Genomic DNA, 23,011 nt, shown 5'->3' with positions numbered 1-23,011 from the left:
GATGAGCCGTTTTTTTGTCGCCCTTTTACCACCGCAAGACATTCAAGACTACGCCAACCAGATTAAGCAGTACTTTGCTGATCGCTATGCTAGTAGCGGAGCGTTAAAGTCTCCGCCTCATATTACTTTGCAACCGCCCTTTGAATGGGCAGATGCTAACTTGCCACTGCTAGAAGCATCCTTGAAGGAGTTTGCTAGTGGACAACAGACTGTAGCAATTACACTCAGGGGGTTTGATGCTTTTGTACCTCGTGTCATATACATTAATGTCGTCAGAAGTCAAGAACTTTTGACTTTAGAAGCTGATTTAATGGCTTATACAGAAAGCAACTTGGGGATTGTTGACAAGGTTTCTAAAACCCGCCCTTTTGCGCCCCACATGACAGTTGCGTTTCGGGATTTAACAAAGCAAAACTTTAAAGCTGCTTGGCCAGAGTTTGAAAAGCGTCAGTTGCATTTTGAGTTTACTGCCGACAAACTAACGCTACTGCTTCACGACGGTAAGCGCTGGAATATTAAATCGGAGTTTGGTTTTTTGCCTACTGAACAATGAGTAATATATTATTCAGATATTTTCTACCCAGTATTATCCTAACAAACATCGTGGTCCTGTATTTATGAAAAAAGCGTTTACACATCAAACTGCCTTACTATTTATATGCTCTATACTGCTGGTAGCTTGTGGTAAAAGTGGCAGTAATCATGCAAACTCCGCAAATAATCCAACAGCGACAACAGGTGCAGATAATGCTATTCCCATCGGTATCGCCTTTGCACAAACGAGCAATGTAGCATTACTTGGTCAAGAGGGAACTGATGGAGTAAAAATTGCCCAGAAGTATTTTAATGACAAAGGAGGTATCAATGGTAGACCAATTAAATTAGTCTATCAAGATACTGGTGGCGATGAAGTTGGAGCCATTAACGCTTTTCAAACTTTAATTGGTAAAGATAAAGTTGTTGGCATTGTTGGCCCTACCTTATCACAACAAGCTTTTAGCGCTGATCCCGTAGCAGAACGCAATCAAGTCCCAGTTATTGGAGCATCAAACACTGCTAAAGGCATTCCCGAAATTGGTGATTATGTAACTCGTGTTTCTTCATCTGTTGCTGTCGTCGCTCCTTATTCGGTGAAAGCTGCACTTAAGCAAAATCCTAATCTTAAAAGAGTAGCTGTATTCTACGCTCAAAATGACGCTTTCAATAAGTCGGAAACAGAAATATTTCAAAAAACAGTTAAAAATTTAGGATTGGATTTAGTCACAGTCCAAAAGTTTCAAACTACAGATACCGACTTTCAAGCTCAAGCTAGCGATGCTATTAATTTAAAACCAGATTTAGCGATTATATCTGGGTTAGCTGTAGATGGAGGTAATTTAGTTAAACAATTACGAGAACTTGGTTATAAAGGAATAATTGTTGGTGGCAATGGTTTTAACACATCCCATATATTTTCTGTGTGCAGAGCGCTTTGTGATGGCGTGATTGTGGCTCAAGCTTATAGCCCTGTGTATGCCAGTGAAATTAACACCGCATTTCGCAAAGCCTACCTTGAACAATATCATAGAGAACCACCCCAAGTAAGTGCTCAAGCTTTTGCTGCGTTACAGGTATATGTAGAAGCTTTTCAATCTTTAGATAAAAACAGCAACATTAATAAATTGACACTGCCACAGTTGCGTACAGAATTGAATAAAGAGTTACTAAGAGGAAAATATCAAACTCCTCTAGGTGAAATTGCTTTTACACCAGTAGGTGATGTAATTCAAAAAGAGTTTTACGTTGCCCAACTCAAGATGGAACCAAACGGTATCAATGGTAAGTTTTCTTTTTTAAAAGCTAATTAGAGCGCCAATATCGGTTGTACTTGACAACACTTTTGTCTCAAACTTACATTTCTTTTTATTTGACTACCATAGCATTTGTTAGCACACTTTTTATCGTGTCCCTTGATATAGCGCGGTTTCATTGCTTTTAGTGACTGATTTTTTTTTAGGTAATGCGATCGCAGTTCCCTTTTGCCAAGATGGTGAAATAGCTAACAGCGATCGCAGCAGTTCTCGAAATAAGAGGGATGCCTGACTTAAGAAGAATCGTAGGTTGGGTTGCACTACGCTTAACCCAACAAAGTCTTAAGTAAGTTGTCGTTATTAACACTCGATCCGCCGTTAAGCTGAAGATAAACTACGAAAAATAATAATTAGTTTAGTTAAAAAAATGCAATATTTTGCGGATTATACTGCTGCGATATATAGTCACTGTAGGGCAAACTAGCTTTATAAGCTTTTGATAAGAGTAAATTTATGTCTCGTAAAAAACTAATATCCCGCATTTTAGAAAAGGCTGAGTTAAGAGCCTCTGGACTGAAGGCGATTAATCCAACCATAGATTTTGGCGATACTCACAACTTAAAAAACTTCACAGAACTAATTGAGCGGTTACGCACCAAAATTGATGAGTATAACAGCGCTTTAGCGATGATTGATTCTTACCGAACCGAGATTGAAGAGTTGGAAACAAGCTTAGGTAATCTTACTGCGAAAATGTTGATGGGAGTTGCTTTCAAGTACGGTAACGATAGCATCGAATATGAGATGGCGGGTGGTATTCGCAAAAGCGAGCGCATCCGCAGAAGCAGGATAACCCGCTTGAAAGGTGGCGTAAAGCAAAAATCAAAAAAGAGCGCTCAAACCGCTAAGTAAGTAGTCGGACAGAATTAATTACACAATATCATTACAAGTGTAACGAAGTGAAACGCACTCCTATGAAGAAGCAAGCTACGCATAGCGTCTTGTAAAGTTGCAATTTGCTTGCGGTTTAGGATTGCTTTACTTCGTTGGTAATGACTGCCAATATTTTTGTGCAGCTACTTATCATTTTGGACTTCCAGTTAAAAAAACATCTCATCTTTGGGGCGCAAGGCCTTACGCCCCTACAAATGTACAAATAATTTTGGATAATTTATTTTTTGTCAGTCCCTTAGAGGGTGTTTAAAAAGTTCTCTTCTGGGTATCAAAAGTTTTAGATCCCTCTAAATACCCCTTAAAAAGGTGGGTAATGGGGGATCTGGAAGTGCCTAAAGTCTCCAGGGAAACACTTTTCAAACAACCTTTTAGAGCAGGATTTAGGAGCAAAGCCGCAGACGCTCCGCCTCCGGTTAGGAGTCAAAAAAGTTTTTTATCTGGCTTGTAGACCAAAGTACCGTACTTAACTAACTTGAAATCTGCTGTAATAGATGCGATCGCTATTTACAAGCAATCCGAAGCGATCGCTTACCCCTTTTTCTTCGTTGCCAATCGCAACTTTCTTTTACAAACGTAGCAAAATAGCAAAGAGCGATCGCACAAGTACAGAGAGCCGCTTGCAAGCTGGTGTAAAGGAAACATTGCGTAGTATCATCAATAGTTGAGAATAAGCGATCGCTCACTAAGACTTAAAACCACCTTTCTTTTTACCAGTGTGTAGTCACTTACGCTAAACGTCTCAAAGAGTTGCACCTTGTCATCACACATTGCTTAACTTTTAGAACGCCTTGTAAACAAGATATGTTAGATTTATTTATTTCTACTTACGTAATTTTTGTAAAACAAGATACATTAAATGGTAGTTTAGTAGCAAAGGAACCAAGAAGCATGACCATTAGTAGCCCTGAAGTCATCCGTCATATATTGATTGGGCTGGGATATTTAGCTCCTGAAATTGATCCTAAGCCTGATCTGACAAAATTTGCTCCCTGGAAGAGGAACAATAACTCCTTGACTGATGATCCTACCGAAGAAGCGATTAAAAAGTTTCAGAAACAGTACTCACAAAAACTTGTGGTAAATGGTAACGCTGATTCAGAGACTCGAACTGTAATGGAAGATACAGTCAAAGGGCTTCAGAATAGATTGAAGTTTCATGGTTTTGCAACCAATGCCGAAATTCCTCTAGACAAGCCCTTTTATGGGCCAGCCACTTATACAGCAGTCAAAAAATTTCAGAAATCTCAGGGTTTAACTGAAAATGGGATTGCCACTATTGAACAGCGTCAAATTCTACAGCAACCTACTCTAACAAATAAGCCCCAGCCACAGCCACAATCACAACTTAAGCTGATAGATTTGTGCTTCCAATTCAAAAAGAATCCTAAAAATCCTTCTTACATCGCAGCCCTAAATAACTTACAACAAAATCTACCCAAGGACGTTTTATACAAAGTTACTAATAAATGGAGGGGGACAAATGATCAAAATCCTGAAATTGTCAAGCTGACGAATTTGTTCACTTATTATGATGACAACAATGCAAACCATCGTGATGCACTAAATCACTTACAAAGTCAGATTACCCCAGCTATCTCTCAAGCATTTTTAAGTCTCTGGAATAAATAGTCTCCCCTTCTCCCTTGGGGAGAAGCTAACGCCTGCCTGCCGTAGGATGCCCGTTAGGGAAGGGCTGTAGGGAGAAGACTGCACCCGCTCCCTGATAAATTGGGCTAACGTGTACACACAAGTTGAACTGGCAATCAAATGGACGCAAAAGAACGGAAAATTATTTTTAAAATCCTTGATTTTCTGTTATCAATTTATCAATAAACTGACACTATTGATAATCAGTTTGATAAACTCGAAACCTTGCCTACTAATTTATTTTCCTTAAACAGTCGATAATGTAAATAAATGTAAAAAATCCTCAGGCAGGACAGAAGCATCTATGCGTGTAATTTTAATGACCGGCAAAGGCGGCGTGGGCAAAACTTCCGTTGCTGCTGCAACTGGACTCCGTTGTGCAGAATTAGGCTATCGAACATTGGTTTTAAGTACAGATCCCGCTCACTCCCTGGCAGACAGTTTTGACATAGAAATGGGACATGTACCCCGGGAAATTCGCCCAAATCTGTGGGGTGCAGAACTGGATGCGCTGCAAGAACTAGAGGGAAATTGGGGTGCTGTGAAACGTTACATTACGCAAGTTTTACAGGCAAGGGGTTTAGACGGCGTACAGGCAGAAGAATTGGCAATTTTACCAGGCATGGATGAGATTTTTGGCTTGGTAAGGATGAAACGCCATTACGATGAAGGTGAGTTTGATGTTTTAATTATCGACTCAGCCCCCACTGGCACAGCACTGCGCTTGCTGAGTTTACCTGAAGTCGGTGGCTGGTATATGCGCCGTTTCTACAAACCATTTCAAAACATCTCCGTAGCACTTCGACCTCTGGTTGAACCTTTTTTTAGACCAATTGCCGGTTTTTCGCTACCAGATAAAGAGGTGATGGATGCACCTTATGAGTTTTATGAACAAATTGAAGCTCTGGAAAAAGTATTAACAGACAATACTCAAACCTCAGTGCGTCTGGTCACTAATCCCGAAAAAATGGTGATTAAAGAGTCTCTCCGGGCCCATGCTTATTTGAGTTTGTATAATGTTGCAACAGATTTAGTAGTGGCTAATCGGATTATTCCAAGTGAAGTCCAAGACCCATTTTTCCAACGTTGGAAGGAAAGTCAGGAACAATATCGTCAGGAAATTCATGATAATTTCCACCCTCTACCTGTGAAAGAAGTTCCGCTTTTTTCTGAGGAAATGTGCGGTTTGGCTTCATTAGAACGCCTGAAGGAAACCCTTTATAAAGATGAAGATCCAACTCAGGTTTATTATAAAGAAACGACTATGAGAGTCGTGCAAGAGCAAAACCAATACAGTTTAGAACTCTACTTACCTGGTATTCCTAAAAACCAAGTTCAACTGAGTAAAAATGGGGACGAATTAAACATTACTATTGGCAACCACCGTCGTAACTTAGTTTTACCGCAAGCCTTAGCAGCACTACAACCAGGAGGGGCAAAGATGGAAGACGACTATCTTAAAATTCGTTTTACTGACAACATAAGAGTTTAATTTTGTTGCTCCGACAATAATTGACAAAAACTCAACCCTAAAAAGCAAGAATCTTTTTTTATAGCTAGTACAGACGCAATTTTTTTAGCGTCTGTTTTTATGAGTTTTTGGTAAATTTTTATAAAAGGTAAATAAATATTTGTCTTCGGGATTTGGCAGTAGTTTCACTGAAGACAATTTGATAAAATAAATTTCAAAATGGCTTTAGATTTAATTATTTTAGTTTGCAAATTATTAATTTATTTTGCTATAAGCAATGATCTCCAACCCTGAACAAGATTTGCCCTTATGTCGCCATGAAGAAAGTTTACTACGCCGCATTACAAACCGTATCAGACGAAGCTTAGAGTTGAAAGAAATTATCACAGTCACAACGGCAGAGGTGCGATCGCTACTAAAAACTGACCGAGTGATGATTTACAAATTTCATGCCGATGATAGTGGTCAGGTCATTGCTGAGTCAATTTACGAAAATCGGTTACCGTCGCTATTGGGGCTGAACTTTCCTGCTGATGATATTCCGCCCACAGCCCGTGAACTATTTATTAAATCACGAGTGCGTTCTGTTGTTAATCTTGATACTCAAGAGATTGGTCAAAGTCACTTGCAGGAGTTGGAAAATGGAGAAACTATATCAGAAGATATCCGTTACCGCGCTGTAGATCCATGTCATGTTGAGTACTTGAGTGCAATGGGGGTCAAATCTTCTGTAGTAGCGCCGATTATTTATCAAGATCAACTTTGGGGGCTGCTGGTATCTCATCATTCTGAGTCACGCCAGATTTCAGAATATGAACTGGAAGCTGTACAGATGGTAGTAGATCAACTTTCAGTAGCGATCGCTCAAAGTACCCTGCTCACTCAAGTCCGCAAAACAGCCGAACGAGAAACTATCATTAACCGCATTGCTACCCTGCTGCATTCACTACCCACTATTATATTACAGCCAGCCCTAGAAGCGGCTGTTGCTGCCTTTGATGGTGTTGGTGGTAGGCTTTGTATTAGAAATGCAGCTTTTGATTCCCACAATGGCAACCTGACCAGCTTAACAGAATGCTTAATACCGGAAAATACTTGTATCAAGCTTTATGTTTGTGGACAGCAACCTGTGATGCCAGAACAAACCATATATCCACTCATAGAGCAGTATAGCGTCTGGCAGGAACATTACAAGTCAAGTAACTACGATGTTTGGCCGATTTTAGATATATATCAAACTCCTAGCTTGCGAACTTTGCAAGTTGCTTTTCAACCAACTAAAATTCGTAGCATGTTGATGATCCCACTCCAGTATCGTCAGCAGTTGCTGGGCTATTTAAGTATTTTCCGCGACGAAATCGATACAGAAACTTTGTGGGCGGGGCAGTATGACAGCGATCAAAGGCAATTGTACCCCCGACAATCCTTTCAGGTTTGGCGCGAATCTAAAAAAGCACAAGCTCAAAAATGGACAGTTGAAGAGATTGAACTGGCTAGAGACCTCGGTAAACACTTTGCTTCAGCAGTTCAGCAGTATGAACTATACCAACAAGTGCAAGCCTTCAATGAAAATTTAGAAAAACAAGTTAAAAGACGCACAGTTGAATTACAACGGACAACTGAACAACAACAGGCTGTGTTTAAAGTCATTTCCGAAATTCGGGAATCTCTTGACACAAATACCATTTTTCAAACAACCACTAAAGAGGTTTGTCAATTAATCAAAGCCGATCGCGTTTCTGTTTATCGTTTCGATTCTAATTGGGGTGGTGAATTTGTCGGGGATTTCGAGGCTGCTAATCCATACTGGTTGAATGACTCCAAACTAGGTATTAATACAGTTTGGAATGATACCTATTTACAAGACACACAAGGAGGACGTTACCGCAACAATGAAACATTTGCAGTCGATGACATCTACAGTATGGGGTTTGCTCAATGTCATATCGATAATCTAGAACAGTTTCAAATTCATGCTTTTGTGCTTGCTCCAATTTTTGTTGGGCAAAAACTTTGGGGTTTGCTGGCAACATATCAACATACAGGTCCCCGGCAATGGAAAGCCTCTGAAGTTAGCTTTCTCAGTCAGATTGCTGCCCAAATGGGAGTAGCACTTCAGCAAGCAGAATTACTCACGCAAACAAAACAGCAGACGTTAAGTTTGCGACAAGCGGCAGAACAACAACATATATTGTTTGAGGTTGTTGCCAAAATTCGGGAATCTCTTGATCTAAATACAGTTTTTGCCGCAACTGTGTGTGAAGTCCGTCGCTCTTTGAATGCCGACAGAGTGGTAGTATATCGCTTTGACCCGAATTCCGAACTCAATGAAGGTGAAATTGTTTCAGAGGATCTTTTACCAGAGTTTACTTCTGCTTTAATATTAAAAATTCAAGACAACTGCTTTAAAGAGAAGTATGATGCCCTCTATCGTCAAGGACGCATCCACGCGATCGCTGATATCTACAACTCTGATCTGAATGTTTGTTATGTCCAAATGCTGGAGCAACTCCAAGTTAAAGCCAATTTAGTTTTGCCACTGGCTAAAAGTAATGAACTGTGGGGTTTGTTGTGCATTCACCAGTGTTACCAACCGCGTGAATGGCAATCCTCAGAAATCCAGTTCGCTACCCAAGTTGCGGCACAGCTTTCTGTAGCACTGGAACAAGCTGATTTACTTGAACAAACCAAGCATCAAGCTGTTGATTTGCAACAAGCGGCAGAACAACAACGGGTATTGTTTGAAGTTGTTGCGAAAATCCGGGAATCTCTTGACTTAGATATGATTTTTCAAACTACCACTCAAGAAATTTGCAAATCACTGCAAGCGGATCGTGTGGCTGTCTATCGCTTTCATCCAGATTGGAGTGGTGAATATATCGCCGAGTTTGTGGGTGATGGTTGGGTAAAACTTGTCGGTTCTGATTTCAAGACAGTTTGGGAAGATAGTTATTTACAGGAAACTCAAGGTGGACGATATCGCCATAATGAAAGCTATATAGTTGATGATATCTATCAGTCTGGTCACTCGGAATGTCACATTGCGGCTTTGGAGCAATTAGAAGTAAAAGCGTATGCGATCGCACCCATATTTATCGGGCAACAGCTATGGGGCTTACTAGCAGCTTACCAGAACTCTGCACCCCGCCACTGGGAAGCCTCGGAAATTAAGTTCATTACTCAAATTGCTAATCAGCTTGGGGTTGCACTCCAACAAGCCCAATTGCATAATCAGACTAAGGAGCAGACAGAAAAGCTGGCTCTAGCTCTGCATGATTTAAAGCAAACTCAAACCCAACTGATCCAAACTGAGAAAATGTCCTCACTAGGGCAATTGGTAGCTGGTATTGCTCACGAAATTAATAACCCGGTGAACTTCATTTATGGCAACATTAACCATGTCAATGATTACACCCAAGATTTACTCAGTATACTAGACCTATATTTGCAAAACTGCCCTGACCCCAACCCTGAGATTCGCGATCGCTCAGAAGAAATAGACTTAGAATTTCTTATCAAGGATTTGCCGAAAACTCTATCTTCTATGAAAATTGGGATTGATCGCATCCGTCAAATAGTCTTGGGTTTACGAAATTTCTCCCGCCTTGACCACGCGGAAAAAAAGCCAGTTAATATTCATGAGGGCATTGATAGCACCTTGCTAATTTTGCAGCATCGCTTGAAAGCAAAACCGGAAAGTCCGGCTATTAAATTAGTCAAAGAGTACAGTGACCTGCCCTTAGTAGAGTGTTATGCTGGCCCACTGAATCAGGTATTTATGAATGTTTTAAGCAATGCGATCGATGCCCTAGAAGATTACAGGGAATCTGAATCGAAACCTCATAGCCATCAAATTACTATCCGTACTGCTCTTGGTGAGCTTGAAGGCAATGTCAATAGCGTAGTAATTCGCATTGCAGACAATGGCTCAGGAATACCCGAAGCCATAAAGGCAAGAATCTGCGACCCATTTTTTACTACTAAGCCAGTGGGGAAAGGCACAGGCTTGGGGTTGTCAATTAGTTATCAGATTGTGGTGGATAAACACGGTGGTGTGTTTAAATGTGATTCTCAGCCAGGGTTAGGTACAGAATTTTGGATTGAAATTCCGATTAGACAAATCACCAAATAGCACAATCAAGTCCCATAGGTTTGGGAGCCAACTTGAAGAAGAATTCAGAAGTCAGAATTCAGGGGTCAGCAATATTTCAGTGGGGGTCTGAATCCCCCACTGAAATATTGACCACTAAATCTCTGATTTAGTGGGGGTTTTAAACCCGTTTATTCATCCGCTCTTATCGTACAGAAAACATTGCTGAATTCTGACGACTGACGCCTCTATTCTGTTTGATAAAATTGGTATAAGTCCGATTAACTTCTAAGTTGCACAGGCATAGCTAAATAGGTCATTTTCAAATCACCCAATGGCGTAAAAATTACTGGAGTCAGGCTTTGATTTAGATACATTTGAATTTCAGAAGATGGTAACTCTTTCAAGCCTTCCATCAAATATTTAATGTTAAAAGCAATTTCTATATTTTCCCCAGAAATCTGGGCTGGCATTGATTCTCTACCACTTCCCACATCTTGAGCTTCACAAGATAAGGTAATTTCTTGAGCTTCGCTATCAATACTAACCTTGACAATATTATTTTTCTGATCAGCTAATACAGCAATCCGCTCCAAAGTGCTGACAAATTGTCGTCGTTCAATTGTAATTTGTCGCTCAAATTGGCGCGGGATCAGTTGTCGATAGGCAGGATATTGTCCTTCTAATGTACGACTAGTCAAGCGTTGATTTTGCCATGAAAATACAACTTGACCTTGATCAAAATATAAAGCTACAGGTTCATCTGATGAGGCGCTATGAGCTAGCATTCGTTGGAGTTCGCGTAATGCTCTAGCTGGTACTGTCACTTCTAATTGACTAGTTCCGCCTAGAGGACGCTCGTTGCTAGTTTCTACCACTGCTAGGCGATGTCCATCGGTAGCTGCAAATTCTAGGGTATCTTGTTTAACTGTTAAATGCACTCCAGTGAGTACTTGCTTGGTTTCATCAGCACTAGTAGCAAACAATGAACCCCGTAATCCCTCAATTAATGCGGTGGTGGTGAGATGGATTACTTCTGTATTTTCAATTACAGGTAGTTCTGGAAATTCTTCAGGTCCCATTGCTCGGACTTGGTAATGTCCACTTTTGGGTGTGAGTGTGACAATTAAACCTTCTCCACCGGATGTTGCACCTGTGAGGGCTGATTCATCATCTAGAGTGATTTCCCCTTCTGGAAGGCGAGAGGTGATGTCTACAAGTAACTTAGCAGGAAGTGCGATCGCACCTCCTTGCCATACCTCAGCGTTAAAGCTGGTGCGGATTCCCAAGCTGAGATCAAAGGCTGTTAAGCTTACCTGGTTAGTTTGAGCATCCGCTTGTAACAGCACATTGGCAAGTACAGGATGAGTTGGTCGTGAAGGTACTGCACGACTGACGAGTGAGAGGTTTGTACTAAGATCGCTTTGGGAGCAAACTAATTTCATAAGTCAGATTCCGCTGGTGAAAGATATCCTAACACCGTTATTGTTCATAGGCGAGTAGGGGTTAGGCGTGTTGCCTATAATTGCCAGCTACTGGAAGCCGCTGACAAGTACGATCGCATTAATTGCGAGTGTATTAAGAGTTCAGTACGGAATACACCAGGAATATATCCCACATTCCGCACCCTCAAGTGTCACATCAATTCTATGTTTTCAATTATTGGTAAATTGCACCATCAGGCATAATTGCCCCAGCTAAGTTAGTACCAATTAGTTTAACCAAAAGGCGCTCACCAGAGCGAATCCGCGCTCCTGTCAAGTCGGCTCCCCGCAAGTCGGCCCCACTAAGATCCGCTCCAATCAAATTAGCAGCACGTAAATTCGCCTCCCGCAGATCCGCTAAAAGTAAGTTTGCCCGAAATAAATTTGCTTCAGATAAATTCGCACCTCTGAGGTTGACTTTGTGCATAAAAGTATCACTGAGATTAGCACCACTCAAATTGGCATAACTTAGATTTCTGCCAGATAAGTCTTTATTGCTCAAATTTGCCCGACTGTAGTCTTTACCACTCAAATCTGAGCTTTTCTTTGGTGGTTGCTGGATTGTTGGAGATGGTTTTTGTGGTTCAGGTGGCGGTGAGTTAAGCGTGGTTTGAGATTTGGTTTTTAGAGAGCGCAACTTTTCACGAGCTTCATTCATAGCTTTCAGCTTTTCTTGTGCTTTCTGCTGTAAACGGAGATTGTCTTTGGGAATGCGATCAGGATGCCAAACAAAGACTAAATCTTTGTAAGCCTGGTTCACTTCCTCAAGTGTTGCCCCAGGCTCTAATTCTAAAATTCTATAGTACTGCTCCAGATCGCTCATACGATATTTTGGTGGACAATCAACTTAATTATCAGTGATGAAGCCATCTATTCGCTGCACTATTATGTCATTGATTATGGGACATTAAGCATTAAGCATTGGGCATTGGATATTGATTTATCCGACTCTCTCATCTCCCCCTGCTCCCCCTACCCCTCTTCCCCCCTGCTCCTCATCTCCCCATTTCTCCATCGAGCGATCGCTCTCAAATATGCTGCAACTGGAATCTGATAGACTTCAATAAAAATCCAAACAATAATTGATAAATGTGATAGGAAAGTTAATATAGTCCAAATATATGGCATCCAGGTAATGGGTTCCTTGAGATTAGCAGGAAAATAGTAAGCTACTATGCCAATTAAAGTAGTGGGAAAAATTACAAAAGCTGCTGCTGCTACTCCATAACCCCAACCTAATTCCATACCTTCCAACTGGGCTTCTGTCCAACTAAACCCATTCCAACGCCAAACTAAGGGTGGTTGCCTAGAAGGCATTTTGATTTGCTGTAGTTCTAGGTTGACTGTAAAAATCTCTTGGCAAAAGTCACAAGCCATAGCTTCCATTAATGGCATATGAGAAATCTTACCTATCCGACAGACTGGGCAGGGGTAAACTCCATAATAGTCGAAAGATTGGGCTAAGATTTTGGAACTGGGCATAATGAAACTGATGATCCTAAAAAGTTAATCTGGTCAATAATGACTTGGGTAAGAATGATGTATGGTGATTGTCAATTGTCTGCAATCAGCTTTCCCAAGGTGAGGTGACAAGTTAGGAGAATTATATATTTTAACTTCTCAATCCGTCTAAGCACTAGGACTCACGCCTGTTTATGTGGAACGGTTTTAGATCGTGAATCATAATGCTGCGGTGAATATTCTTTGTATTGGATTGAGTACCGTAGGGCATACGGGAATTAATGTCTCTTAAGTGGATGACCTCTGCTTGGATAACGGCAACGATATCCAACTAAGCCGACTTGCAGAACTAGAAAACTCGCGTCTGTGAAGTTGGAATCACCGTGGCTTCAGCGGGCGTGAGCATGTCAATAGTCTTGACTCCCACAGTTTTACTGAGTCTATCGCTTTTTTATGGTTTATGGGGGTCTTGACACCGCCGAATTTTTCTGTTAGCGCTAATTTATATAGGTAGGGATTAAAATCTCCCGGTTTGAGCGTTATCCAGTTTTTTGAGGGAGTGATAGATGAGATGAACTCACCCACTGATGAGTAAGCAGCACTGATCAAAATCACAATGGAAGGTAAAAGAATGAATTACCCAGATAGGTATGACCAAGAGAACCTGCTGAACTTACACAAAGCTAAAATTCACTTGGAAATGGCTATTGGATTACTCAGCCAGTAAAGCTAATTTTTAATTAGTAACTCTTGACTCCCTTCACTCCAAAGGGGAGTTTTTTATGTATTATGGTTATTTTTGATAGTTCACTTTGGTTAACTTTACCATGATTGCGATCGCCTGGGTTGGGTGCTTGGTGCGATCGTAAATCCACAGTCTCCAAACGTCGAAAATTCGTAGAGTGACACTTGAGGGTGTAGAAACTAGAATATTTCATACAAAAACTCCGTTCACGAGTATCAAAGACTCGTTAACGAGTATCAAAGACTCGTCAACGAGTATTAAAGACTCTTTAACGGAGTTCAAAGACTCATTCACGAGTATCAAAGACTCGTCAGCGAGTATCAAAGACTCGTTAACGGAGTTCAAAGACTCATTCACGAGTATTAAAGACTCGTCAGCGAGTATCAAAGACTCGTTAACGGAGTTCAAAGACTCATTCACGAGTATTAAAGACTCGTCAACGAGTATCAAAGACTCATTCACGAGTATCAAAGACTCGTCAACGAGTATCAAAGACTCATTCACAAGTCTAAATAATTACTGATTGTAAATATTCTCCCCATCCTTGTTTCTTCACCTCTGGTGCAATAGGCTTAGAAAAATAAACCTTTTTTCTTTTCCCCTGCCCCCCTGCGCCCCTGCCCCTCTGCTCCTCTCTGCCTCCCCTGCTCTCCCTCCCTGAAGAATAAAGCCATGACTCAAGCTTTACGCAAACTAGTTACATTCGATGAATTTGTTGCTCAATACCCAGACAACTCACAACGACGTTATGAACTGCATGATGGAATAATTGTTGAGATGGCACAACCAACAGGCGACCATGAAGAGGTCGTTGGATTTTTAGTCAGAAAACTTAGTGTTGAATTAGACCGCTTAAATCTTCCCTATCTGATCCCAAAAACAGTATTCGTCAAACCACTCGAAAACGAATCAGCTTATTCACCAGATGTCCTGATACTAAATCAGCCTAATTTAGTAAATGAACTTCTATGGAAAAGGGCATCTACTGTAAGCCTTGCTGCATCTATTCCTTTAGTGGTGGAGGTAGTGAGTACTAATTGGCGTGATGACTACCACAAAAAATACGCTGACTATGAGGAAATGGGAATTCCTGAATACTGGATTGTGGACTATGCCGCATTGGGCGGTAGGGAATTCATTGGCAAGCCAAAACAACCTACTATCTTGGTTTGCTGTTTAGAAGAAGGTGAGTATCTAATTAATAAATTTCGAGGTAATGACCGTATCCAATCACCAACTTTCCCAGAATTGAATTTAACCGCAGAACAAATTTTTCGCGCTGGTGTAGTCAGCTAAATTCACGGTGTGTATTAATAATTACACCAGGAGTCAGAATTCAGCAGTTAGAAGCGAACCCACGCCCGTCTACTTAAAATTATGTCTAATACAACAATTATTCAATCTAAATTATTGCAACCGAAAGCTGATAATGAGCAAAAACTCTACCAAATTCTCACTATACAAGAATTAAGTCTTCTAAACGATCGCTCCAACTCCAAAGGACTAGTTCAACTGGCTTTTCATCTCACTGTTATGGGTTTGAGTGGCTACTTATGGGCAACAAACTTTGGCAATTGGTCGGTGGCTATACCAGCACTGGTAATCTACGGCTTCAGTTTGGCTTCGATGTTTGCACCAATGCATGAATGTGTTCACAAAACTGCTTTTGCTAACAATCGTTTCAATGATGCTGTAGCTTGGTTTTCCGGCTTGCTCTCATTTTACAACAGCACGTTTTTTCGTCGTTTCATGCAGAGCATCATTTGTACGCATCAATTCCGTTCCACGCCCTACCAAAAGCACATCAGCAGTTGAGCAAACACTTTTCCCACATTGAACCTGGCTATCTGAAAGTCAACTGGGATATTGTGGCTAAATAGTGCTAATTGGTAAGATGACAATAAGTCTATTTGATTTTTGTTTGCTCTAGGCTCGACCTTAATGCACCTTTATCAGATGATCATGAAGAATGATTAAGAAAAACGAGTATAGACAAACATGATAAAAATGCTAGCTGAAAACTTGATTGGAATTGAAGCAAGATTACAAATCAATTGGGTTTGGCTAAATGCCAGCTTACAGTTTGCGACTTGGGGACTTTTTTCACTTTTACTCGCTGAAGTCTTGAGAGATAGCTACCATGCTTTGTGTCACCAAGTCAATTGGCTTGCTAAATGGCACAACAAGCACCACATGGCCTATCGCCGGGATTTATCGATAGTTTCCCCGAAAGTTTATCAAGAATCTCAGCTCTATCACGACATTTTAGAGTCGAGTCTACTGCTGCTGGTATTGGTAGTCATTGCCTTAATTGTCCAACAAATAGGGTTATGGCTGGGAGTAGCTTATGCTTGCACCTTCTTATATGGCGCGTCTGTGCGATATTTCCAGGGAAAAATTGATACAGACTACAACCACCTACCCGGCCCTTTAGAGACAATTCCATCCATTTGGTGGGTAAATCGCTCTTACCATTGGCGGCATCATTTTGATGATGTCAACGCTTACTATAGTGGTGTCTTTCCTCTAGTGGATAAAATTCTTGGTACAGGACTGTCCCTCAAGGGGAAAACCATCGCTTTAACCGGAGCATCAGGAGCGTTGGGGCAAGCATTAACGGCTGAACTTGTAAAGAATAATGCTAAAGTCGTCGCATTAACCACCAATCCAGAAAAATTAGTAGAGCAAGTTGGGGTAAAGGTGGTTCCCTGGCAGTTGGGTAATGAATCCGAACTGAAGAATAGTTTAGAGAAAGTAGATATTTTAATTATCAACCACGCAATCAACGTCTACGCCAGCCGTACACCAGAGGCTATCAACTCCTCCTATGAGGTGAATACCTTTTCAGCATTGCGGTTGATGGATGTATTTTTGACAACTGTGACAGGCGCACAAGCAAAAGCAACGAAGGAAATCTGGGTAAACACTTCTGAAGCTGAGGTTTCTCCAGCGCTGAGTCCGCTTTATGAACTCAGCAAGCGATCGCTAGGTGATATAGTTACCCTCAAGCGTTTAGACGGGGATTGTGTAATTCGCAAGTTAATTCTTGGCCCGTTTAAGAGTCAACTAAATCCTTATGGAGTGATGTCTGCACAGCAAGTTGCTCGTGCGATCTTATTTTTGGCACGGCGCGACTTCCGAAATATTATTGTGACAATAAATCCTCTCACCTATCTGCTGTTTCCCTTAAAAGAAACTAGTACATGGCTATACTATCGAGTCTTCAGCCGCACAGCGAAAAGTGAACAGGACTCACGCAAACAATAGCCGAAACCGTGATTTTCTTCTTATATCAAGTCCGCTCAATCACTTACAATATGTCATTGCGAGTGGAACGAAGCAATCGCAATGACTCTGCGATTACTTCACTCCGCTATCGCCGCGTTCGTAATGACAAGTATTTAGCCGGACATGATATTAGGGGCAATTCATGAATTGCCTCTGAGCGCGTATAGTATTTATTGCGTAGGCGTAGCCCGCCGCAGGCATCACTCTGAGTGAGTGCTGATTATTTAATGTTGAAAAAAGCCTATGCTTATGCACTTTTAAAATGGAAAGGCTATTCTCTTCTAAATTTTGAGCAATTATTACCTTAATATAAAACACTGACCGAGTAGGAACGAATTGCCGGGTCTACAGTTAAAATTGTTAAATTATGTTGTAAAGCTTGACAAATCAACATTCTATCAAAAGGATCGCGATGTAATAATGGTAATTTCAATAGTTGAGTAACACTTTCTTCATCTAGGTTAAGACTACTGATTAAATGCTGCTGACGCTGTTTAGGAAGGTAGATTTCAGGTGATTCAGGTAATGGTAATTTACCTAATTGATATTTAACAGTTGCTTCCCAAACTGAAACGCAACTTAAATATACGTCGTTGTTTAAATCACGAATGCTATTTTGTAAATTAATTGGTAATTTTTGATCGCCACTAATAAACCATAAGAAAATATGGGTATCTAATAATAGTTTCATTTACCCTCAAAACTATTCAAAATCTCTTCAGGTAAGGGACTATCAAAATCATCTGGAACAATGAACTCTCCAGCACATAAGCCATAAGGTCTGATTTGTTGAGAAGTGGGTGAAACTGGTTTAATTTCTGCAATAGGTTTACCTGCTTGCGTGATAAGAATACTTTCTCCTGCTGCTACTTGGTGAAGATAGCTAGTTAAGTTCTGCTGGATTTCATCAATTGTTACAATTAACATGAGATGTGTCTGTAGGAATATTTCTAGTATATCAAGTTGAGATTTATCAAAAATAAATAATAAGCTATACTAAAAATTAAATAATTCTTACAAAAATTATGACTAACCAAACAAATGCTCTTCCTGCTGTTGATTATGCACGCCTCGAATTACAAGGAGAGTTAATCGCTATGCAAAAATTAACTATTGAGGATTTATTAACTATATTGGTCAAAGTCAAATTCTAGAAACTCAACAAGAACTACATTTATAACTTTTAGAAAAAAATCAAAATCATCAATTAAGTGAATTAGATAAATTATTGTTGCGAACGCTCCTAGTAAGTGCTGATTATCTAATATTGAAAAAAGCCTATGCTCATGCACTTTTAAAATGCAAAGGCTATTCTCTTCAAGATTTTGAGCAATTAGTAAAGTAATAGCAGTGTCATTTATACCCTAAAACTATTCGCCCAGTTATATTGAGCATTATTATGAAGTTATCAATATTTTTGAACTCGTGCAAAGACGCAAAAAAGCCTGGTGATTTATAATCGCTTAGTGATACTCTTGACATCTCAAGTAGAATCAAGGTCTTCCTGTGGAACAGGATAGTATGTTCTGTTAAATGATTCTAAAATATACTCATAAGATTCTCCACAAGTTATCAACTGTGTAAAATCACCAATTAACCCATCAGGTAAGTTTGTTCTTTCTAAAGTTATACGTACATAATCGTAAAAATTAGACATAAAGTTTTTTGTTAAGTTAATTAATCTAAACAGATGCAAAACCAGTAAATTGCCGGACATAAGGTGATCTAAAACCCAAAACAATATCTGTTTTCGGTACTCCTAACTCTACTAATTCATTAGCTATTCCTTCCTCAGTCAAATCGCGCTGAATCCAAATTTTTCCATCTTTAATATCTACATGAACAACACAACCATAAGCGCGTTCTTCATTTTCCCATCCTACATAAACTACAAGATAGCGATTTCTTTGGCAATCAAAAATTAACTCTTTTTCTGTTCCTTTAGATAAATGATTTTCTGTATGTCTTCCTAAAACTGTTTGCACTAATTCTGAATAATTCATTCCTTCCATAAAATAATCTCCTGTTTAATAGGTTCAAATATCAGCAACTTTAATTTATGTTCAGCAATTACTTCTTGAATAAACGAAATCATAAAAAACTCTTTATATATTTCAGAACCAATTGCTAAATATAAAATGCGGTCAAATTCTTTTTTTCTTAAAACAGAACGGTAATTAAGTGTTTGTCCTAACGCTGTATGAAATTCACTTATTTCTGATTTTCCAAGAAAAGATTTGACTTCGACTGCTATCTTTTGCCCCTCCTTTTCTGCTGCTAAAAGTTTTTCTGCTCCTAAATCAATACGAAATTCGATACCATCTACTGTAATAGATAAAGGATCATGAGTAATAAACCAATTATCTTTTTCTAAAGCTAAACGAACTGCATTGTGAAAGATATCTTTCGCTGACATGGAAAAAATAATATTTTATATCCTATCATACCTAATTTTTTTAGTAATGTATTCCTCCCTTTGCTCCTTTGCGTCTTTGCGCTAAACACAAAAAAAGGGATAAGCCTAAAAGCCTATCCCCAAAAAAATCAATTAATCATTAAGTCCCAGTAGTCCAAGAATTAATGTACTCAATTTGATCTGGAGTTAGGCTATCAATCATAATTCCAATAGCCTGCAACTTGAGTCGGGCAATTTCTTGATCCGTCTCAATGGGAATTGAGTGCAAGCCAGGTTCTAACTTACCTTTATTCTTCACTAGGTATTCAACAGCTAAAGCCTGGTTGGCAAAGCTCATATCCATAACCGCGCTGGGGTGTCCTTCCGCAGCAGCCAGGTTAATCAAACGTCCTTGTCCAAGAACGATGACTGATTTACCACTTTGCAGTTTGTACTCTTCAGTGAAGGGACGCACTTCCTTGATTTCCTTCGCTTGAGAAGCCAAGTATTTCAAGTCAAGTTCAATATCAAAGTGACCGGAGTTACAAACGATCGCACCATCTTTCATCACATCAAAATGCTCGGCGCGAATTACGTGCTTGTTACCTGTAACTGTAACAAACAAATCACCAACTTTAGCAGCTTCTGCCATTGGTAAGACGCGGAAACCATCCATTACGGCTTCAATTGCCTTGATGGGATCAATTTCGGTAACAATCACGTTACCACCCAGACCACGGGCGCGGAGGGCTGTACCTTTACCACACCAGCCGTAACCAACTACGACAATGTTTTTACCTGCCAGCAGAATATTTGTGGCGCGGATAATGCCGTCTAGGGTCGATTGTCCAGTACCATAGCGGTTGTCAAAGAAGTGCTTGGTATCGGCATCGTTGACATTCACTGCGGGGAAGGTGAGAACGCCATCTTTGAACATGGCCCGGAGGCGCACAATTCCCGTTGTGGTTTCTTCAGTGGTGCCAATCAAATCAGCAATTTGGTGTTGGCGCTCTTGGATTAATGTAGCAACCACATCGCTACCGTCATCAATGATGATGTTGGGGCGGTGATCTAGGGCGATTTGAACGTGGCGGCTATAAGTTGCGTTATCTTCGCCTTTTTGGGCAAAGACAGGAATTTCATGATCGACGACGAGGCTAGCTGCTACGTCATCTTGCGTTGATAAAGGATTGCTAGCAATTAAAAGCGCATCTGCACCACCGGCTTTCAGAGCGATCGCCAAATGTGCTGTTTCGGTTGTAATGTGGGCGCAAGCCACTAAGCGTAAGCCAGCAAAGGGCTTTTCTTGGGCAAAGCGATCGCGGATTTGCCGCAAAACTGGCATTTCGCGTCCAGCCCATTCAATGCGCTGTCTTCCCAAGGCAGCTAGGCCGAGGTCTTTAACCTCGTGCTTTAATCGGGGAGAAGTTGCGGTCATCAAAAGTTACCTCAAAAAATTAAAAATAGCTACGTAAAATTTACGCACTCTACTAGGTTATTCTACTACTGGCGATTTTTACTTGAAAGAAAGCAAACTACTAGCCAATAGTCCTCAAAACTAGCTTGACGTTTGATCAGCGGAATGTCAACTTCATCCCCAGCTTCTTCCTTTTTGTTTTATCTTTGGTAAGAGTAATACTATTCTCAGCCTTAATCGCTGATTTTAAGTATATTGTCATCTTTCTAAAGATAGATAATAAAAAAATATAAAAATTTAATTATCTAATGGGAAAACTTCAACTATTAGATAGGTACATTTACAAAAAGTAATTGCGGTTATAGAAGTAGTCAATAGTAGATTTTACTCAAGGAGGTGTTTAAGTGCGCTTTCAATTTTTAGCGATCGCTAGTTCAATGGCTATAGCTCTTGTATCAGCGCCAAAAGCCACAGCCCAAATTCCTTTGTTACCGCAGCTGCAAGCTCCCAGCAGCGTGAGTAATGATTCAAATAATAGACTTGTTACAGGCTGGATTTATTTAGATGGTCGGCAGTTATTTCAGATAGCGGCATCAAAAGCCAACTTTCCTGAGCGTTCAGAAGATATTCAAAAGAAGTTGGAGAAAATTAGCCAAAGTTACATTAATTCACCAACAAAAACAGAAGTCAAGGTAGAAGTTCGCAAAGTAAACGACTTACCAGTAATTTATGTCAACGACCAATATCTGATGACGATCACTTCTGAGGATGCGGGATTGCGAGAGGTAGATATATCGACATCGGCAAATCAAATAAAGGAATCGTTACAAGAAGACTTGCAACAAGCAAAGCAAGAAAGACAAACTCAATCTTTAATTAACCAAGGTAAAATTGCTGCGGGCATCGGACTGACAATGATGATTATGAGTTGCGGGGTATATAGCTGGCAAAAGCGCTCCAAAAAAGATTTATTACACCCCATTGCCTCTCAACCCTCCAGAGGGCCCCAAAACTCCCCAGTTTCACCAGCAGTAGCAGCAGCTCAACCAATTACAACACAACTGAATCAACGACAAAAGCAGCATCTCCAAGAAGTCAACAGACGATTGTTTGAGCTAACTCAAGCCGGAATTTGGGGAGGTGGAAGTTTCTTCATTTTGGGTCTATTTCCTTATACACGACCATTTCAGGTAGGAATTCTCACAGCTGCCCAATTTCCTTTGCGATTAGGTGTTGTGTTCTTGGGAACCTATGTAGCGATCCGTTTGACCTACGCCCTAATTGACCGCTTCACTACCACTTTGATCAGCAGTGGTGCTTTATTGACTCCAGAAAGTTCTGAACGGCTGCAACTGCGAGTTTCCACATTTTCTGGCGTGACTAAAAGCATCGCTACTGGCATCTGGGTAGGAGTAGGCTTCTTGCTAGCGCTGGTGTCATTGGGGATAGATATTGTTCCCTTGCTAGCGGGTGTCAGCTTAGTTGGTGTTGCAGTATCTCTAGCCTCGCAAAACTTAATTAAAGATGCGATTAACGGTTTTTTGATCATTCTAGAAGACCAGTACGCTTTAGGTGATGTGATTTCAGTGGGAGACGTGGGAGGCTTAGTAGAAAATCTGAATCTGCGGATGACCCAACTGCGGGATTCGGAAGGGCGCTTGATCACGATTCCCAATGGTGAAATTAAAGTTGTTGCCAATCTTTCTAGTCGTTGGTCACGAGCCGATTTAACAATCCCGATTGCCTACCAAGCCGATACAGAAAAGGCTTTGAAATTGATTGAAACTGTTGGTTCCCAGATGAATCAAGAAGTACAATGGCAGCCTCAAATTTTGGAGCCGCCGCAAGTTTTGGGAATAGATCAATTTGGCGATCGCGGTTTGATTATTCGCGTCTGGATTAAAACACAGCCTCTCAAACAATGGGATGTAGCACGGGAGTTTCGCCGCCGCCTGAAAGTTGCCTTAGACCAAGCTGAAATTTCCATTTCTGTGCCTCAACAAGCAATTTGGGTGAATGATGATCATTTGTTAAATTTTCAGGGTAATGGCAAAGATAATTAGAAATTTTAATTCATTACCGCATTTTTCAGTTGATTAACCCAAATGACCTCTCTTTTACCAGAGAGAGGCTTGGAATCTGCCTCTTCCAGCTAACAAAAGTTTTTCCGCTTCCCTGTCCTTCTTGGAGAGGTTTCAATCCGGTTTGGTTAACGGTTTAAGATTTTAAAGATCCTTCCAAGGGGAGCAAGTGACACCCCGGAAAAAGG

Annotated in this window: 22 protein-coding genes; 11 read left to right on the top strand and 11 right to left on the bottom strand. The window is 40.5% G+C overall.

Annotated features, from left to right (window positions below):
- Position 1 precedes the first annotated feature (1 nt).
- Both V7K35_RS25945 and V7K35_RS25940 read left to right on the top strand, forming a co-directional pair.
- Complete coding sequence (locus V7K35_RS25945) at positions 2-553, top strand: 2'-5' RNA ligase family protein (protein WP_335082932.1); 552 nt, start codon at positions 2-4, stop codon at positions 551-553.
- A 64-nt stretch (positions 554-617) separates the two neighbouring features.
- Positions 618-1,847: an ABC transporter substrate-binding protein gene (locus V7K35_RS25940; RefSeq protein ID WP_335082930.1), complete on the top strand. Its 1,230-nt coding sequence runs from the start codon at positions 618-620 to the stop codon at positions 1,845-1,847.
- A gap of 90 nt (positions 1,848-1,937) precedes the next feature.
- Here V7K35_RS25940 and V7K35_RS25935 read toward each other — a convergent pair whose 3' ends face one another.
- The gene (locus V7K35_RS25935) at positions 1,938-2,111 is read right to left on the bottom strand and encodes a hypothetical protein (RefSeq protein ID WP_335082928.1); all 174 of its coding nucleotides are present in this window, start codon (positions 2,109-2,111) and stop codon (positions 1,938-1,940) included.
- A 192-nt stretch (positions 2,112-2,303) separates the two neighbouring features.
- Here V7K35_RS25935 and V7K35_RS25930 point away from each other — a divergent pair, with 192 nt between their 5' ends.
- From V7K35_RS25930 to V7K35_RS25915, 4 genes are all read left to right on the top strand, one after another.
- Complete coding sequence (locus tag V7K35_RS25930) at positions 2,304-2,702, top strand: hypothetical protein (RefSeq protein ID WP_335082926.1); 399 nt, start codon at positions 2,304-2,306, stop codon at positions 2,700-2,702.
- A gap of 843 nt (positions 2,703-3,545) precedes the next feature.
- On the top strand, positions 3,546-4,373 hold the full coding sequence (locus V7K35_RS25925) for a peptidoglycan-binding domain-containing protein (protein ID WP_335082924.1): 828 nt from the start codon (positions 3,546-3,548) through the stop codon (positions 4,371-4,373).
- A 322-nt stretch (positions 4,374-4,695) separates the two neighbouring features.
- On the top strand, positions 4,696-5,883 hold the full coding sequence (locus V7K35_RS25920) for a TRC40/GET3/ArsA family transport-energizing ATPase (protein WP_273769113.1): 1,188 nt from the start codon (positions 4,696-4,698) through the stop codon (positions 5,881-5,883).
- 256 nt (positions 5,884-6,139) lie between these two features.
- Positions 6,140-9,994: a GAF domain-containing protein gene (locus V7K35_RS25915; protein ID WP_335082921.1), complete on the top strand. Its 3,855-nt coding sequence runs from the start codon at positions 6,140-6,142 to the stop codon at positions 9,992-9,994.
- Between the two features lie 239 nt (positions 9,995-10,233).
- Here the strand turns inward: V7K35_RS25915 and dnaN are convergent, their stop codons facing one another.
- The 5 genes from dnaN to V7K35_RS25890 form a co-directional block, all read right to left on the bottom strand.
- Positions 10,234-11,397 (bottom strand): DNA polymerase III subunit beta, encoded by a 1,164-nt coding sequence (gene dnaN / locus V7K35_RS25910; protein WP_335082919.1) that lies wholly within the window; start codon positions 11,395-11,397, stop codon positions 10,234-10,236.
- 214 nt (positions 11,398-11,611) lie between these two features.
- Positions 11,612-12,259 carry a pentapeptide repeat-containing protein gene (locus tag V7K35_RS25905; RefSeq protein ID WP_335082917.1) on the bottom strand — a complete coding sequence of 216 codons (648 nt, stop codon included), beginning with the start codon at positions 12,257-12,259 and terminating at the stop codon, positions 11,612-11,614.
- 149 nt (positions 12,260-12,408) lie between these two features.
- Positions 12,409-12,918, bottom strand: coding sequence for a hypothetical protein (locus tag V7K35_RS25900; protein WP_335082915.1), 510 nt, complete (start codon positions 12,916-12,918; stop codon positions 12,409-12,411).
- A 719-nt stretch (positions 12,919-13,637) separates the two neighbouring features.
- A complete protein-coding gene (locus V7K35_RS25895; protein ID WP_335082913.1) occupies positions 13,638-13,835 on the bottom strand; it encodes a hypothetical protein in 198 nt (65 codons plus the stop codon).
- Positions 13,832-14,146, bottom strand: coding sequence for a hypothetical protein (locus V7K35_RS25890; protein WP_335082911.1), 315 nt, complete (start codon positions 14,144-14,146; stop codon positions 13,832-13,834). The genes V7K35_RS25895 and V7K35_RS25890 overlap by 4 nt, the downstream gene beginning before the upstream one ends.
- 168 nt (positions 14,147-14,314) lie before the next feature.
- Here V7K35_RS25890 and V7K35_RS25885 point away from each other — a divergent pair, with 168 nt between their 5' ends.
- The 3 genes from V7K35_RS25885 (at position 14,315) to V7K35_RS25875 (ending at position 16,909) form a co-directional block, all read left to right on the top strand.
- A complete protein-coding gene (locus V7K35_RS25885) occupies positions 14,315-14,938 on the top strand; it encodes a Uma2 family endonuclease (protein WP_335082909.1) in 624 nt (207 codons plus the stop codon).
- A gap of 81 nt (positions 14,939-15,019) precedes the next feature.
- Positions 15,020-15,457, top strand: coding sequence for a fatty acid desaturase (locus V7K35_RS25880; protein WP_335082907.1), 438 nt, complete (start codon positions 15,020-15,022; stop codon positions 15,455-15,457).
- A gap of 183 nt (positions 15,458-15,640) precedes the next feature.
- Positions 15,641-16,909, top strand: coding sequence for a bifunctional sterol desaturase/short chain dehydrogenase (locus V7K35_RS25875; protein ID WP_335082905.1), 1,269 nt, complete (start codon positions 15,641-15,643; stop codon positions 16,907-16,909).
- Positions 16,910-17,234: 325 nt separating this feature from the next.
- Here the strand turns inward: V7K35_RS25875 and V7K35_RS25870 are convergent, their stop codons facing one another.
- Both V7K35_RS25870 and V7K35_RS25865 read right to left on the bottom strand, forming a co-directional pair.
- Positions 17,235-17,621: a type II toxin-antitoxin system VapC family toxin gene (locus V7K35_RS25870; protein WP_335082903.1), complete on the bottom strand. Its 387-nt coding sequence runs from the start codon at positions 17,619-17,621 to the stop codon at positions 17,235-17,237.
- The gene (locus V7K35_RS25865; RefSeq protein WP_335082901.1) at positions 17,618-17,857 is read right to left on the bottom strand and encodes a type II toxin-antitoxin system Phd/YefM family antitoxin; all 240 of its coding nucleotides are present in this window, start codon (positions 17,855-17,857) and stop codon (positions 17,618-17,620) included. The genes V7K35_RS25870 and V7K35_RS25865 overlap by 4 nt, the downstream gene beginning before the upstream one ends.
- 98 nt (positions 17,858-17,955) lie before the next feature.
- On the opposite strand from V7K35_RS25865, the gene V7K35_RS25860 reads away from it, so the two are divergent.
- Positions 17,956-18,084: a hypothetical protein gene (locus V7K35_RS25860; protein ID WP_335082899.1), complete on the top strand. Its 129-nt coding sequence runs from the start codon at positions 17,956-17,958 to the stop codon at positions 18,082-18,084.
- 528 nt (positions 18,085-18,612) lie between these two features.
- Here the strand turns inward: V7K35_RS25860 and V7K35_RS25855 are convergent.
- The 3 genes from V7K35_RS25855 to ahcY all read right to left on the bottom strand — a co-directional run bounded on the left by V7K35_RS25855 (position 18,613) and on the right by ahcY (position 20,763).
- Positions 18,613-18,942 (bottom strand): XisI protein, encoded by a 330-nt coding sequence (locus tag V7K35_RS25855; protein ID WP_335082897.1) that lies wholly within the window; start codon positions 18,940-18,942, stop codon positions 18,613-18,615.
- Positions 18,930-19,346 carry a XisH family protein gene (locus tag V7K35_RS25850; protein WP_335082895.1) on the bottom strand — a complete coding sequence of 139 codons (417 nt, stop codon included), beginning with the start codon at positions 19,344-19,346 and terminating at the stop codon, positions 18,930-18,932. Before V7K35_RS25850 ends, V7K35_RS25855 begins: the two co-directional genes overlap by 13 nt.
- Positions 19,347-19,485: 139 nt before the next feature.
- On the bottom strand, positions 19,486-20,763 hold the full coding sequence (ahcY, locus tag V7K35_RS25845; RefSeq protein ID WP_335082894.1) for an adenosylhomocysteinase: 1,278 nt from the start codon (positions 20,761-20,763) through the stop codon (positions 19,486-19,488).
- Positions 20,764-21,146: 383 nt separating this feature from the next.
- Here ahcY and V7K35_RS25840 point away from each other — a divergent pair, with 383 nt between their 5' ends.
- The gene (locus V7K35_RS25840; RefSeq protein WP_335082892.1) at positions 21,147-22,805 is read left to right on the top strand and encodes a mechanosensitive ion channel family protein; all 1,659 of its coding nucleotides are present in this window, start codon (positions 21,147-21,149) and stop codon (positions 22,803-22,805) included.
- Positions 22,806-23,011 lie beyond the last annotated feature (206 nt).

Source organism: Nostoc sp. (assembly GCF_036917275.1).
Lineage (GTDB): Bacteria > Cyanobacteriota > Cyanobacteriia > Cyanobacteriales > Nostocaceae > Nostoc.
This window is presented reverse-complemented; position numbering and strand designations above follow the sequence as displayed.